The 14,989-nt window shown below is 36.5% G+C and carries 16 protein-coding genes; 8 read left to right on the forward strand and 8 right to left on the reverse strand.

What is annotated here, in order from left to right; genetic code table 11:
- Positions 1–572 precede the first annotated feature (572 nt).
- Positions 573–1,148, forward strand: a complete 576-nt coding sequence (locus tag L3V46_RS10750; protein WP_239045681.1) for a phosphoribosyltransferase — start codon at positions 573–575, stop codon at positions 1,146–1,148.
- Between the two features lie 286 nt (positions 1,149–1,434).
- On the opposite strand, the gene fumC is transcribed toward L3V46_RS10750, so the two are convergent.
- Both fumC and L3V46_RS10760 read right to left on the reverse strand, forming a co-directional pair.
- Positions 1,435–2,829, reverse strand: a complete 1,395-nt coding sequence (gene fumC, locus L3V46_RS10755) for a class II fumarate hydratase (protein WP_004821410.1) — start codon at positions 2,827–2,829, stop codon at positions 1,435–1,437.
- Positions 2,830–2,985: 156 nt separating this feature from the next.
- Positions 2,986–3,990: an SDR family NAD(P)-dependent oxidoreductase gene (locus L3V46_RS10760; RefSeq protein ID WP_004821408.1), complete on the reverse strand. Its 1,005-nt coding sequence runs from the start codon at positions 3,988–3,990 to the stop codon at positions 2,986–2,988.
- A gap of 69 nt (positions 3,991–4,059) precedes the next feature.
- Here L3V46_RS10760 and tusD point away from each other — a divergent pair, with 69 nt between their 5' ends.
- The 4 genes from tusD to L3V46_RS10780 all read left to right on the forward strand — a co-directional run bounded on the left by tusD (position 4,060) and on the right by L3V46_RS10780 (position 5,540).
- On the forward strand, positions 4,060–4,428 hold the full coding sequence (gene tusD, locus L3V46_RS10765; protein WP_004720599.1) for a sulfurtransferase complex subunit TusD: 369 nt from the start codon (positions 4,060–4,062) through the stop codon (positions 4,426–4,428).
- A 43-nt stretch (positions 4,429–4,471) separates the two neighbouring features.
- On the forward strand, positions 4,472–4,822 hold the full coding sequence (locus L3V46_RS10770; protein ID WP_239045682.1) for a hypothetical protein: 351 nt from the start codon (positions 4,472–4,474) through the stop codon (positions 4,820–4,822).
- 20 nt (positions 4,823–4,842) lie between these two features.
- Positions 4,843–5,127, forward strand: coding sequence for a DsrH/TusB family sulfur relay protein (locus L3V46_RS10775; RefSeq protein ID WP_239045683.1), 285 nt, complete (start codon positions 4,843–4,845; stop codon positions 5,125–5,127).
- Between the two features lie 101 nt (positions 5,128–5,228).
- Positions 5,229–5,540, forward strand: coding sequence for a TusE/DsrC/DsvC family sulfur relay protein (locus L3V46_RS10780; RefSeq protein WP_004821403.1), 312 nt, complete (start codon positions 5,229–5,231; stop codon positions 5,538–5,540).
- Between the two features lie 88 nt (positions 5,541–5,628).
- Here L3V46_RS10780 and L3V46_RS10785 read toward each other — a convergent pair whose 3' ends face one another.
- The 3 genes from L3V46_RS10785 to L3V46_RS10795 form a co-directional block, all read right to left on the reverse strand.
- Entirely contained in the window at positions 5,629–6,927 is a 1,299-nt protein-coding gene (locus L3V46_RS10785) for a reprolysin-like metallopeptidase (protein WP_239045684.1), read from the reverse strand.
- A 419-nt stretch (positions 6,928–7,346) separates the two neighbouring features.
- Positions 7,347–7,826 (reverse strand): helix-turn-helix domain-containing protein, encoded by a 480-nt coding sequence (locus tag L3V46_RS10790; protein ID WP_239045685.1) that lies wholly within the window; start codon positions 7,824–7,826, stop codon positions 7,347–7,349.
- Between the two features lie 247 nt (positions 7,827–8,073).
- Positions 8,074–9,291: an alkane 1-monooxygenase gene (locus tag L3V46_RS10795; protein ID WP_096734064.1), complete on the reverse strand. Its 1,218-nt coding sequence runs from the start codon at positions 9,289–9,291 to the stop codon at positions 8,074–8,076.
- A gap of 191 nt (positions 9,292–9,482) precedes the next feature.
- On the opposite strand from L3V46_RS10795, the gene L3V46_RS10800 reads away from it, so the two are divergent.
- Positions 9,483–10,403: an AraC family transcriptional regulator gene (locus tag L3V46_RS10800; RefSeq protein WP_239045686.1), complete on the forward strand. Its 921-nt coding sequence runs from the start codon at positions 9,483–9,485 to the stop codon at positions 10,401–10,403.
- A 116-nt stretch (positions 10,404–10,519) separates the two neighbouring features.
- Here the strand turns inward: L3V46_RS10800 and L3V46_RS10805 are convergent, their stop codons facing one another.
- The 3 genes from L3V46_RS10805 to L3V46_RS10815 all read right to left on the reverse strand — a co-directional run bounded on the left by L3V46_RS10805 (position 10,520) and on the right by L3V46_RS10815 (position 13,442).
- Complete coding sequence (locus tag L3V46_RS10805; RefSeq protein ID WP_239045687.1) at positions 10,520–12,394, reverse strand: SurA N-terminal domain-containing protein; 1,875 nt, start codon at positions 12,392–12,394, stop codon at positions 10,520–10,522.
- Positions 12,395–12,523: 129 nt separating this feature from the next.
- Positions 12,524–12,796 (reverse strand): HU family DNA-binding protein, encoded by a 273-nt coding sequence (locus L3V46_RS10810; RefSeq protein WP_004720620.1) that lies wholly within the window; start codon positions 12,794–12,796, stop codon positions 12,524–12,526.
- Positions 12,797–12,956: 160 nt separating this feature from the next.
- Entirely contained in the window at positions 12,957–13,442 is a 486-nt protein-coding gene (locus L3V46_RS10815) for a phasin family protein (protein ID WP_004821389.1), read from the reverse strand.
- Positions 13,443–13,710: 268 nt separating this feature from the next.
- On the opposite strand from L3V46_RS10815, the gene L3V46_RS10820 reads away from it, so the two are divergent.
- Positions 13,711–14,364, forward strand: a complete 654-nt coding sequence (locus L3V46_RS10820; RefSeq protein WP_004720623.1) for a hypothetical protein — start codon at positions 13,711–13,713, stop codon at positions 14,362–14,364.
- Between the two features lie 150 nt (positions 14,365–14,514).
- Positions 14,515–14,988, forward strand: coding sequence for an Rrf2 family transcriptional regulator (locus L3V46_RS10825; RefSeq protein WP_004720625.1), 474 nt, complete (start codon positions 14,515–14,517; stop codon positions 14,986–14,988).
- Position 14,989 lies beyond the last annotated feature (1 nt).

A 14,989-nucleotide genomic window follows, 5' to 3' on the forward strand; every position in this document is an offset into this window, starting at 1 on the left:
ATTAAAGACATGAATATTATAGATAATTTTTTTCATATCGAAAGACTATTAACAATAATAAGTATCATTTTTAAAATCATACCATAACGGTAATTTTTCACTACCATTCATAGTATTGACACATTATTACTCCTCCCCATTTCAAACAACACTCCCACTAAAAACATTGTTTTAACCTTAACACTGTATCAACATATTCATTTATGAATCTAATTAATATTGGCTTATTTGTTTTAATGACATTAACTCTGCTCATGATTAAAAGAATAAACATCTTCACTCTGGTTGAACAAGTAAAATTACTTATCTCTATATTAAAGATCTTTCATAAATCAAAAAATGATCATGTGGAGTGAATTATATTGGTATTGAAAGTTCATTCTCCCTCTGGGAGAAGGCTAGGATGAGGGGGGTTTTATATTGATTTATGGTTTTAAAAAGGACTTATGAAAGAAGTCTATTCTTCCATTTACTCTGAGTATCAACTTATCTATATTTAAACTTTAAATGGTTGAATGAAATCTGCTATTGGTAGCCGAATCCATAGAAATAAAAACTTTAGGAATAAAATAATGACTTTAAAGTTAATAAGGACTCCTTGGAGTGATTTTCCTCCAGTCAAAGTTTTATATCAATCTGGCACTTTAAAAAATACTGATCCTGATCTTTATTTATCAGCTAAAAGTGGAGATGTACAAGCCGCATTTAATCTACTTTTTCAAAATGTACTAAAAGAAAAAGATATTTATGATTTCGGAAAATTAGTATTTAGTAAAAATCCTATACTTGTACCTGTTCTAGCTGAAGAGCATTTAGGGAAAAATAGAATTCCTGCAGTTTTTGCCGAAATCCTAAGTGGTTATTTAGGATTTGAAGTTTGTGATGATATTGTACAAACCGTCAAAGCAAACCATACCAATGCAAGTTCTTATCAAAGAATTGTACGCCAGCCTATCTTTGATGGGGCTGTTGAACCTAATAGAAATTATGTAATTATTGATGATACTGTTTCTATGGGAGGAACTTTAGCTGCCCTTAAAGGATACATTGAATATAATGGCGGAAAGGTTATACTAGCTATGACACTGACAGGATACAACAATCTTGATCTCGTCCCATTACAAACGACTTTAGATTTCATCAAATGAAAGCATCCTTTACTCGAACAATGGTGGCAACATGAATTCGGATTCCCGCTCGAATATCTCACACAAGGCGAACTCGGACATTTCAAAAAACCCAACAGCCTTGATGAAATCAGAAATCGACTCATTGAGGCTGGATTTCAAAGCTGCCATGAAACTCGCGAGAAACATGGTTAATGCGAGTCCTATAACTCCTCCAAATTCAAAATAAAAAAGCACCTTAAGGTGCTTTTTTAAACGACTGATACTTGCTCAATAAATCATCAAAAGTATAGTCGCTTATAACTCATTATTTCGCGTTTGGACGTACCATTTTTTCAGGTTGTACCACTTCATCAAACTGTTCAGCCGTGACAAAACCAAGTTCTATCGCAACTTCTTTTAAAGTCTTATCTTCTTTATAAGCCGTTTTAGCAACTTTAGCAGCATTTTCATAACCAATCACAGGATTCAGCGCTGTTACCAACATCAATGAATTATGTAAGAAGTAATCAATTTTTTCACGATTTGGCTCAATACCTACAGCACAGTGTTCGTCGAAGCTGTTACATGCATCGCCAAGCAATTGAATCGACTGAACAAGATTATATGCAATCACAGGCATATAAACATTCAGTTCAAAATTCCCCGCTGCACCTGCAAAATTAATCGTGGTGTCATTCCCCATCACTTGCGCAACCACCATGGTCATTGCTTCACATTGGGTTGGGTTGACTTTACCAGGCATGATGCTTGAACCAGGTTCATTCTCAGGAATACGCAACTCGCCCAAACCACAACGTGGTCCACTTGCTAACCAACGTATATCATTGGCAATTTTATTTAAACTCGCAGCTAAGGTTTTCAATGAACCAGAAGCAAATACAGCAGCATCACGACCAGCAAGTGCTTCAAACTTATTGGGATTACTGATAAATGGTAACCCCGTCAGTTTGGCTAATTCTTCCGCTGCTTTGTCTGCATATTCAGGATGCGCATTTAAACCTGTACCAACAGCGGTTCCACCAAGTGGTAACTCATAGAGCCACACCAAAGCCTGTTGTAAACGTTTTAGTCCATGATCCAGCTGTGAAACATAGCCACTGAATTCCTGTCCTAATGTAAGTGGTGTTGCATCCTGTAAATGAGTACGACCAATCTTAACAATATCGTCAAACGCTTCAGATTTGCGATGTAAAGTGTCTCGTAAGCGTTTTACTGCTGGAATAAGCAACTCATTGATTTGTACCGCAGCAGCCACATGAATCGCTGTTGGAAATGAATCATTGGTAGATTGTGCACGATTGACATGATCATTCGGATGCACTGGCTTTTGCGAACCTAATGGATTACCTAATTTTTGATTGGCGATATTGGCAATGACTTCATTACAGTTCATATTACTTTGCGTACCTGAACCTGTTTGCCAAACCACCAAAGGAAATTGTGAATCCCATTTGCCTGAAATTACTTCATCGGCAGCATCGACAATATACTGTGACAGATCATGCGGAATTTGGTTTAAGCTGGCATTGGTTATTGCCGCTGCCTTTTTGACCAGCCCCATCGCTCGAATCATCGGGCGTGGCATATGTTCTGTACCAATTTTAAAGTTTTCTACGCTTCGCTGAGTTTGTGCGCCCCACATTGCTTCGCTTGGGACTTCAACATCGCCCATTGTGTCATGTTCAATACGTGTTTGCATTTTCAACCTCTTCTTTATCCATATCTTATTTTCAAGTTAAAGCTTGTTTTGACAACATCTGCGTAAAAACACCAGCTTCAGCGAAGCGATTATGCTAAACAAATCAACCAAACATGTAAATGATAATTATTTACAATAATCATCTATTCTGGATTTTTATCGGTTGTTTAAAGTATTTTGATAAAAACGCCATTCATCTTCAATCATTTGTTTAAGCGAGCGCTGGGCTTTCCATTTTAAAACCTCAAATGCTTTTTGGCTGGTAGATGCAACCTGATCCAGTTCATCTAATTTATACACCGCATCAATTTGATGAATTTGACTCGCCGTAACCTCTTCGATCAAGTTGATCAGGTTTTGTATCGAACTGACAGGACCTGCAATATCAAAACTTTGATAAACATTACCCTGCTCATGTAGCCAAAGAATAGTTGATTTAATTGCCTCACATACATCAAGTACATGGACAAAGCTACGCTCAGTCGTTTTATCCGCAGTCTCTGAATTACGTTGTACTTCAATTAGATCACGTTGTTGAGCTGCAACTTGTAAAGCCAAAGGGACAACATTTTTAGGTAGTGGTGCAACAAATTCACCCAAGACACCATGCTCAAATGCACCGACGACATTTGAAACCCTTAAAATGGCAATTTTCCATTCTTCATCAGTTTTAAAGGTGTCTTTAATGATTTCTTCAATCATTTGCTGAGATTTTATATAAGGATTGGGATAACTATAATTAAATGCGGTTTGTTCATTCAGTTCTAAACTCGATTGCGCATAAACCATAAGGCTAGAAAGATGTACCAAATTTCTGACACCAGTACGCTGCATCGCGCGTAATAAACTCATAATACAACTGAGATTGTCATTATAATATTCAAGTGGTTTTAGGTTTGACTCTTCAATGGACTTAAAACCCGCACAATGCACAACGGTATCTATTGAATATTGTTCAAATACTTTATTTAAAGCGGGGGTATTACGAATATCAATTTTGACAAAGGGAATATACATTCCTGTAATAAATTCTAAGCGCTCTAAGCATTGCAGATTGGCATTGGCTAGATTATCCACAATGACGACCGCTTGCCCTTGAGCTAGCAAACTTAAAACCACATGCGAGCCTATAAAGCCTAAACCACCAGTCACTAAAATCATTGTATACTACCTATCATTATCAAGTTTGAATGTTGCAAACTGTCCATTCTCCAAGTGAATCGCCATCAAATGAGTACTTTATTACTAATCACCGCAGCACCGACTTCAATCCATGCATGGCATGCATTGGGTTTAGCTCAAGCACTGCAAGCTGAAGATCAAGAATTTCGTGTTTTCTTTTATCAAGATGGTGTACAAGTTGCGAACAACTTGCAATGGGTTCCTGACGATCAACGTAATTTATCTGTAGAATGGCAAAAACTCTCAATTCGACTTCCTGTCTGTGTGAGTGCTGCATTAGCGCGGGGGATAACAGATCAAGAGAATGCCAAACGTCACCAAATTCCAGCCGATAATCTTGCAAAAGGCTTTGAACTTGTGGGTTTAGGCGAACTTGCAGATGCTGTTCAATCTACAGATCGTATCATTCAATTCTAAGTTGATCATCCCATTAGCGTGTTGCATTTAAAAGGTAATTTGTGTGAATACTGTGCTCGTTGTGATAACCCAAGCAAATTTAAATACATTGCAGGTACATGAAAGTTTGTCAGCAACCATGGTGCTTGCAACTTTTGGCTGTAAAGTCAAAGTGTTACTTAAAGACGCTGGATTAAGCCTACTTAAATCAGAAATGGCTTTTAGCCAATTAAATCACGTATTTAAGCTTGCTTCAAATCTGGTCGATAGCTTTGAATTCTATGATTTAACACCAGTTTTAGTAGAGAATATGAATAAATCCTCGACTTTTTTTACTCAATCACAACAAGAGTTGGAATTTGTAGAACTGAATGCTGAATTTATTCAGTCTTTTGAACATGTGTTGTATTGGTAAGCTGTGGGTGGAAAGTTTAAATGTCAGATAAAACGCTTTATTTAATTCAATCTTCTTTTATACATACAGACCATATATTGAATCAGTTGGATCAACTCTACGGTTCTCATGATCACATTGTTTTAATGGGTGATGCGGTACTGTTTGCAGCAGACCAGCGTTTAACAAACAAACAGAATCTTTATCTTCTTGAAAATGATGCTGAGATTTTATCTGAATCCATTCCTGAAAATTTTAAATCAATTTCTTACCCACAATTTGCTCAGTTGGTTTTAGACTTTAGCCGTTGTATCAGTTTAAAATAGTGGGCTAGGTTGTCAATTATCTTCGATTTTTTAAAAATCAATCTTTGATGTTTTGCTGATCAAAAGTTACATTGTTTCAGTTGTTTTGTTTAGGTTGTTTTATGAGCTTTGAGTTAGACCAAGACGGTCATTTAGTAGATTACACCATTTGGAATGAACAGGTTGCCCAAGAGTTAGCACAAAGTTTAGATCTACAACTGACCCCATGGCATTTTGAAGTGTTGCATGCAGTACGTCAATTTTATACCCAGTTTGGCCACTCTCCTGCAACTCGTCCACTGATTAAATTTTTAATGAAAACGATCAACCCAGCAATTGATAATGCTGTCCTACAAGACAAGTTTAATACAGGACTGGTTGCCCGCCATTTAAGCCGTTTGGCGGGTATCCCTAAACCTGCAAATTGTTTGTGATCACTCTATAAAAATTGATTCGTTTAATTCAATATGAGATCAAACCCATCAATATAGCGAGTAAATATCTAAATTGGCGATAGCATAATTATTTCACTTTCTTCCTGAGAAAATCCCATTGGTATTTGAAAAAATATTTTAGTGTTTGATTTGGATTGACTGCAGTTTTATTTTTTAAATTTACGCCATCCGAATGATCATAATCTAAAAAATTAGCTGTAGTACCCTGTATAAATTGAAAGCTCGATCCTTTGGCTGTTATTTTCTGTGATTCAAACAAATGATCCAATCCAAAACGATGCCCTAATTCATGTACCACGACTTGATTAAATATATTTTGAGGACAGTTAAATAAGGTAACGCTGTCACCACCAGCACCAACTGCATTCTTTATTTCTACAGTTGTTACAAAAACATAGTTTTTTGTCGCTAAGTTTTTATCTTGATATTTTTTATAAAACTTAGTTAAGTCACTTAAAAAATAACCCGTGTCATTTATATTTAATTTATTCAAAGATATATTAACATCATCGTCTTTGCTACGATATTTGTTTAAATCAAATGTTGGGGCATTTTTTATTTCTACATTAATTAAAGCTTGGTTAAATGAGTTATGCTTTAAAAAATTTTCATAATCATGTGAACGGCTTGGTTTTTTTCCATCAGTTATAACGTCTACAAAGATAACTGATATAGTAGGAATCACGGCATTATGATAAAGCATTAGCTTCCCAACTTTCTCTTGGGTCTCTCCTTTTATTGCTGTTACAATGATTTCTTCATGTTTTTGCAAAGCACCTGTGCACTTAATATTCACTATTTCTGAAGCTAAATAATAAATCTCTTCTTCTCTTTTAGTATCTTCGCCTAAATCTCGCGTCATTTTTTTGGCGTAAATAAAATCTTCGACACTGAGCTCTGCTGGTTCAATAATAATATTCGGATTTGAAACTTCAAACTTAATCTTTGTTCCATCATTTTTTAATGAAAAATTATTTTCTGAATCTAATAGCCTCAACTCTAAATTAAGCCTAACCCCTTGATTGACAGAATTAGAACTATTGATATCCTCTTGTGAGCTTGGGTACATTGCTAACCATGCAGGGATATATTCTGTGCCAAATGGGCTAATTTTGCTAATTTGGTCTTGGGTATATGTTGTTTTTAATGATTGTATCGAACCACTGACTAAAGCAACTTTGTTTCCAAATTTTGTTGCTGCATTCGGTCTATAGTTGGTTAATTTTTTAAAATATTCAGGTCTGTACCAATCAAAACCATAACTTCCATCATATATGTTATCTTCACATCTTCGAAAATGAATCGTAAACTTCTGTAGGCACGTATCACAAGTACTTCCGACTGTTGGGCTTGAACCAATTCCCATTCGATTACTCCATATTAAATATTTTATAAATTATTAAAATTTTGCATCAGTTAAATAAGTATATAAAAGTGAATGACTTGATCAAAATTATCTGTTTAAAAAATCGCTCTATTCTTTATCAAGCAATAAACCTTATTTTCTAAACTAGGATTACAGTTACTGTTTTTCATACTTTTACTTATTAATTTAAATTATATATTTTTTAAATTGAACAATCACATATTTTATATCTTGTTAACAAAAATCAAAAACAATATCAGTAATTAAAATTTCAAATTACTTGCAACGCTTCATCTAAATATTTTCACCAACACTAAAGATCATGAGTGCACATGTCTTTATATTTTTATGATATTTACCAACAACTTAATCTAAAATTAATTCATGATAAATATTGAAAATCATCTAGGGAATAGCAATCAAGCTAATTTTTTCTGCGCTATGTATTGAAAAAACGCAGAGCTAACGATTGGCTTCACCTGTCTTGCATTCACCGCCTGCTGACATTCTGAGCATACCAATATCGGAGTAAACTCATGACCACAAACGGTATGTTGATACACCATAGGCGCCCCCAGCCCCTCATCCATCCATTTATCCGCCCATGCCACCATGGTTAATAATATAGGATATAGATCTAAGCCCTTTTCAGTTAAGCGATATTCATAACGCTCTTGTCGATCGACATAAGCCACTTTAACCAGTATTTCATGCTCAACCAAACGTTTTAGCCGTTCAGACAATACATGTCTTGTCACACCTAAATTTTCTTGAAAATCATCAAAACGACGTAAACCCATAAAAGCATTACGTAAAATAAGCATGGTCCATCGATCACCCAATACAGATAATGTACGCGCAATTGAACACGGTTGATTGCCTATTTCTTCCCATTTCATACGAAGTTCCAAATTACATTTGTAAATTTAAAATACCATTGCTGAATACTATGAAATAAACAGAAAAAGAAAGATAGTATTTCAGGGATTTTTTTTACATTCATTAAAATTAAGCGACAAGTGCTTATGCTTTAACAAGGATGACTCACAACTAAAAATAGTGTTAGTCAACATTAAAAAAACTAGAATATTTTAATGCTCAAAAACAATAAAAGCCCAATTCTGGGCTTTTATCTTAAAATTAAATTTACTTATTCAACAACTTGTCCACGACACCAAACTTTTTGAAAATGCTTGCTCGGCGTTTTGGATAAATACTGGCCTTATTTAAATCACCCTTGTAATGATCAAATACCCGCTTATCCATAATTTTAAACCACCACGACGGGATCATCGCTGGCAACAGCATACTTGCATAACCGCTTGGTAATTCAGGTGCTTCATCAAAGTGACGTAACGCTTGGAATGGGCGTGTCGGAAAGGCATGATGATCTGAATGACGTTGTAACTGATATAAGAATAAATTCGTTACGATGTTGTTATTGTTCCAACTATGCTCAGGCATTGTGCGTTCATATTTGCCATTTTCATCTTTTTGGCGCAACAAACCATAATGCTCAATATAATTGATGATCTCAAACAACGTAATACTATAAGCTGACTGGGTTGCCAAATAAGGCAAAATACCTTTACCAAATAACCCGACCATAGATGAATGGAATGCTGCGGTCATTGTCCAGCCTTGCAATAACTCATTATCTTTAGACCAGAATCCAAGACCCTTACGTTTAAGACGGTTGGTTTCAATTTCAATCGCTGATTTAAATGAACCAATGACGGTACGTGGTAAAAACTCATAGAGGGTTTCACCCATTTGCGATGAAGCTGGATCTTCAGGCGTTGCAGCGCGTTTATGGTGTCCATAAGGATGTTCGATACGGAAATGGTTATAGCCTGATGGAACCAATGCCAAATGCGATAAAATATGGTCCATACGGTCATGCTTATGGCTTAACTCATGTGCTGTGTTAATGGCAATACCATTAATTGCACCCATTGAGACACCAAGCAAAATCTTATCTAAAAGAGATGTTTGTTTACGTCCCACCAAATAACAAGCATATACATTGGCAACATATTGAATCGGAATAAAGGATTTGACCAAACGTGAATAATACGGATCTTGCTCAAGTAATTTTACATCTTCACTGGTCGGATTGTTTTTATCCTTACCGATCAATGAATCAATGGCTGGAATAATCACATGCAGTACCAGTGGCCCACCCAATGCAAAAACTTTTTTCAGTGGCTTAGGTGCAACATGATATCCCGCTAAGATTCCTAACCCAATCACTGGAAGTGATGGACTAATCATCCAAAGATAACGCTTTTTATCAAGTGCCAAACCTGACTTTGGTTTTAATTGTTGCAATTGCTGCTCTGTCAGTTGAACTGGTGCATTCATGGCTATATCTTCCCTATCTTTCTACTTAGTTATATATTTATGTAAAATTCAACTTAAAGACAGTTGTAAGCGTCCATAAAACCTATGAAAAAGTCTTTGGCATCTTCAACATAGAGTTTGTCCTTTGCGCACATGTTTTAATAGCATGAAACATTTTTATTATTTGAGAATAGGAAATTTGAACTGAATCTATGGATGCTTTAAGTAAAATTTTTGATGATATTCATCTCAACCATTCAGAATATATTTACCTTCAAGCTCAAGGTGATTGGTCGTTTCAGAGCCCAAAACAAGATGCCGTGATCGCGCATATTGTTCTGTATGGAAATGCTTATTTAGAATTTTCACCCAAAATGACTGTTGCACTACAAACCGGCGATATGTTTTTAATTCCAGCAGGATTAGCACACACGGTAAAAAATCATTTAGACACGCAGTTAGTTGAAAGCCTCAATATAGAATCACTGTTTGATGGATTAAGACAAGACGCAATTGAATTTGGTCAAGGAAGCTCAGAAAAGACCCTTATCCTTTCTGTACGGTGCCATATGAATGCAATCATGGCTCGTCCATTGATCAATGCACTGCCACGATATTTGCATATACAAAATGCCTTGAGTGATGAGGCACCTGAATGGCTTAAAATTGGATTATATTTTGTTTCTGCTGAAACCCGTAGAACTATGGCGGGTAAAAATAAAATTATGGACCACGTCGTCAGTATTTTGATGATTGAGTGTGTACGTGACTATATTGAGCAAATGCAAGATCACAATAACTGGTTAAATGCCCTGGTACATCCTGAACTTTCAAATGCACTTGCAGCCATTCACAGCCGTCCAGAACAGAGCTGGACCGTAGAAAGCTTAGCTGAAACCTGTTGTATGTCGCGTTCTAAATTTGCCAGCTTATTTAATCAAATTATTGGGGAAACACCTTTAGCCTACTTGCAACAACATCGCTTACGTCTTGCCAGCCAGCTAATCAAACAGGGGCAACTGCCTATTCAGCAGATTGCACACCAAGTGGGATATTCATCTGAAACTGCATTTAGCCAGGCATTTAAGAAACAATTTGAACTTAGCCCAAGCCAATATCGCAATCAGATCTAAAAAAGATTACAGTCATCCGCTAATCACATCTTAGTGATATAGCTTCTGTACTAATTCTATATTCCATTTCACATAAAAAAAGCGCCGAGGCGCTTTTTTAAATCTGGGAAGATCAATTATTTAATTTTTGCTTGAGCTTTTAAATAACGCGAATAATCATCTAATAATTGTTCACCACGGAACTTCTGATACATTTGCGTAAGTTGCTGAACTTCAGCAGGATCCATCTGAGCAGTATCTACTTTTTTCACATTCGCTACAGCCACAACAACTAACTCATTTGGCAGCTTCGCAGTGCTGACAGACCACATGCCTGCTTTAGGTACTGGCTGGCTAAAGGCAACACGCTCAATCTCACGCTTAAGGCCTTTTGAACGAGTGAATGTTCCTGCATGGACAAAGTTAGACTGATATTTCGCAGTAACCTCTTGCGCTGGCAATTTTTTGAAATCCGCAATCATGGCATTTAATTTTGCATGCGCAGCATCAAACGCTTTTTGTTCAATCAATTGTGCTTTTACACGTGCAGTTGCTTGCGCTAAAGGCTGTACACCGGCTGGATGATACTTACGAACTTTAACCCAGACAACATCACCATTGGCAGTTTGGATATTACTTGACGCCGTCGTATTTCCGCTTTTCACATCGTCATTAAACAGTTTAGATTTAACAGCAGGATCAGCAAGAACTGGATTGGTTGTCGTTAAATTCACATTATTTGCAGATTGAACTTGAACTGTCTTCACTGCTTGTGAAACCACATCCAATGCATCACTGTTGACCACTTGCTCATTTAAACTATTTACAGTGTCAGAAAAATAGTTAGCAGATTTATTCTTTAAAACTTCAACAGTCAATTCAGCTTTTTTCGACTCAAATGATGGCACTGAATCTACTGGTGTATTCACTTCAATCAAATGATAACCGAATTGAGTTTTAACAGGCTTAGACACTTGACCATTGCTTGTTGAGTTGACAGCTTTATCAAAATCATCACCAAAGGCACCTGGCGCGTAGGCAGCAAGTGCACCACCTTTCGCTTTAGAATCAGGGTCTTCTGAATATTGCGCAGCAGCTTGAGCAAATGACGTACCTGCCTGAATTTTTGCATACACTTCATTTGCAAGTGCAGCAGCTTGCTCAGGCGTACGAGAATCAGTCGTGATCAAAATATGTTTAACATCACGCTTCAAACTTTGCTTATATTTTTCTACAAACTGAGTATAAGCTTGTTGTAATTCAGCATCAGTCACTGCCGCATTTGGCTGTGTCAATGTCGCTGGGCTGAGCACCACATAGTCCACATCCACTGAAGCAACTTGTTTAAACTTATTTTGATGCTTGTTGTAATAATCCGCAATTTCCTGATTGGTCACTTTAACATTGGCTTTATAGTCATCAAGTTTAACGCTTGATAAGAATAATTCACGTTGTTCAGATTGCAAGTTGGCAATTTGCTGGATATCCAATTTACTGATCAGTGCATTATCCGAAATTGTAGAGCTCAAAATGCTTAAGGCAAAATCTTGGCGAATATTTTGGATAAATGCTTGGCTAGTTAAACCCTGTGAACGCAAATAGTTTGCATATAGCGTATTTGAAAATTTACCATTTTCCTGAAAAGCAGGAATTTGTGCAATTTTCTGTTCAATTTGAGCATCGCTCAAAGTCACACCTAACTTATCAGCTTGTTGTCTTAAAAGACTTTGGCTAATTAAGTAATCAAGTGCTTTATTTGCAATAAACTCTTTGTTCAATAAAGACTCATCCCCATGTATAGCAGGATTTGCCAATAATTGATCTGTATAGCCTTTTGTAACCGTTTCTAACTCTTTTTTAGAAATATATTGACCATTAACAGTTTTAGCTACGTCTGCTTTTTGCCCACCGCTGAAATAGCCTTCAATACCAACCACAGCAAATGGCGCTAAAAATAACACAAGGAGAACTTTACCAAACCAGCCCCTTATGAGAGTGCGAAACGATTCCATGAGTATTCCAATATTATATTTCGTAAGGATTCTAACTGAAATTGTGAAATGAATGAACGAGCAATCACTGATAATTTAATATATTTCATAAAAAACGCGCCACAAAGGCGCGCTTTTAACAAGCTCAGATTAAGCTACTGAGTCTTTTAAGCCTTTACCAGCTTTAAAGCTAGGTACTTTGCTTGCTTTAATCTGAAGCTCTTCACCAGTTTTAGGGTTACGACCAGTACGAGCAGCACGGTCTTTAACACTGAATGTGCCAAAGCCGACTAAAGTCACTGTGTCGCCTTTTTTAAGCGCTTCACCAATTGAAGCAATAGTCGCATCTAATGCTTTACCAGCATCGGACTTTGACAATCCCCCTTTTTCTGCAATCGCATCGATTAATTCTGATTTATTCATGAAGATTACGTCCTCTTATATCGTTTGTTTAAGTTCCAAGGCTGTAGATCAAAGGCCATGACGACTTTATAGCAATGCTTTGGGGGGAAACGCAAGACTCCAAACACGCTTTTCACAAAAATTACGACTAAAATTTACGATTTTTTTGGATTAATGGTAATTATTTCATTTTTTTTAGCAATTGGTCGCGTAAGTTTTGGTTCTCTTCAGCCAATGCATCGACCTTATTGTGGAGTTGCAGAATCAAGTTTTCCAAATGCTGAAGATCTTTAGCAGTCACTAAACCAATTCTGTTTAATGAATGATTTACACGCTGATCTAAAAGTTTTTCAACCTTGTCTTTGGTTTCTGCAACTGACTCTTTGGTTTTTTCAGTGACTTTATTGACTGTCTGATCTGTGACTTCAACTGTCTTGGATTCAAGCTCCTCACCCACCTTGACTAAAGAATCAAAGAGTTTATTGCCTTCTTCTTCGGCTCTGGAGAACGCTCCCAACCCTGCCAACCAGATTTGTTTTGTATATTTTCTGAAATCTAATGCTGACTTTTTATGATTTCTAGGCTTTATTTGAGATTCATCAAATTCATTTTGATCTTCATAAAGATCCGTTTGTTCTTTGTTGCTCTTTTTCATATCTTGCTCCATTTACCCCAAACTCCAGCGTGTAATGACCTATATGACCAAATTATGTAGAAAATATTGCTATATTATCAAATAAAACTATTGAACCTTTTGCTAAACTGTTCTACAAAGCAAAGTAATTGTTTTAATGTTAAGGAACACTTGGCAATTCGACAATGGTTATTAAGATAATTTTTATATCATTGTTGAAATATTGTGTTTCCAGTCATGGATGAGATTGTTTCAAATTTATTTAGAGATCGGACTCTCTGTTTTGCTATAGGAATTTTTTATGAATGAATCGCAACAAAAGCAAGGTCATTCTCGTTTGTTGCTAAACATTGTCATGATTATATTGGAAACCATTTATTCTTTCGTATTAAAACATGATCGTGTTGTTCGCTTACAGGCAAAAAAATTCGTCGGACAGCAGATTACAATTAAAATGAATAGTTATATTCCTTATTTTGACTTTTATGTTCAATTTACAGATCGTGGTATTCTATTTGATTTACAGCCTCCAGAAAAAGCCATTGACCTTTCTGTGAGTAGCACACTCATCGATTTCATCCAAATTTTTGTCTTTGCTAATCGTCGTAGCATGAAAAAAATGCGTCTGGAAGGCGATAACCTGCTCAAGGAGCAGTTTCGTGATCTGGTTGTACACTTAACTGCACCTAAATTGCTTTCAGACTGGAAGCAATGGTTAACCAATCCAGATGATGACAGCCAGACTAAAGCATCAAAAAAACGCATTGCGCCTTTGCTTGAAAAGATTGATCAACAACGCTCTAAGATCAACACACTCCAAGTTGAAGTGAAACAATATCAAAATCGTGTTAAACGCTTGCAGCTCAACCAACAACGTTTATATACGGCTTTAGGCGTATTGGGCTTCCTATTTATGGCATTAGTCGTGTATAATCTTTGGCAAATATTTTCATAAAACTTGAACAAAAATTGAAATTTTCCAGTAATTTTTGTTCAAATAATAAATTCTGACTAAATTAGTCAGAATTAAACTTAAAAATACTTGACTATTTTAGTCAGGATTCATAAAATTCATACATCTAGTCTAAAACATGTGTATCGAATCATGCGCCTAACTACTCGCGGTCGCTATGCAGTGACTGCACTACTTGACTTAGCATTGCAGCCACCTGAACAAACGATTACGCTTGCAGAAATTGCAACCCGCCAAACGATATCTGTCGCTTATCTTGAACAATTGTTCGCTAAACTTAAACGTCATGGCTTAGTTTCAAGTGTTCGTGGAGCAAATGGCGGTTATCACTTAGCGCGCCATGCTGAAGAAATTACTGTCTTAGAAATTATTGAAGCTGTAAATGAAACCGTTGATGCGACTCGTTGTGACCACAAAGGCAACTGCCAAAATGGTGCAATGTGTTTAACTCACGATTTATGGCAAGAACTCTCTCTCCATATTGCCGATTATTTAGCTAAAATCACCCTTGCGGATTTAGTAGCTCGTGACAACGTACAAACCGTTGCGGTTCGCCAAAATTCAGCACCTCTTGATTCAGCCCTTTTATCGGTTACAGGTATTTGAC

Source organism: Acinetobacter sp. AG3, from assembly GCF_022343575.1.
GTDB classification, from domain to species: domain Bacteria; phylum Pseudomonadota; class Gammaproteobacteria; order Pseudomonadales; family Moraxellaceae; genus Acinetobacter; species Acinetobacter guillouiae.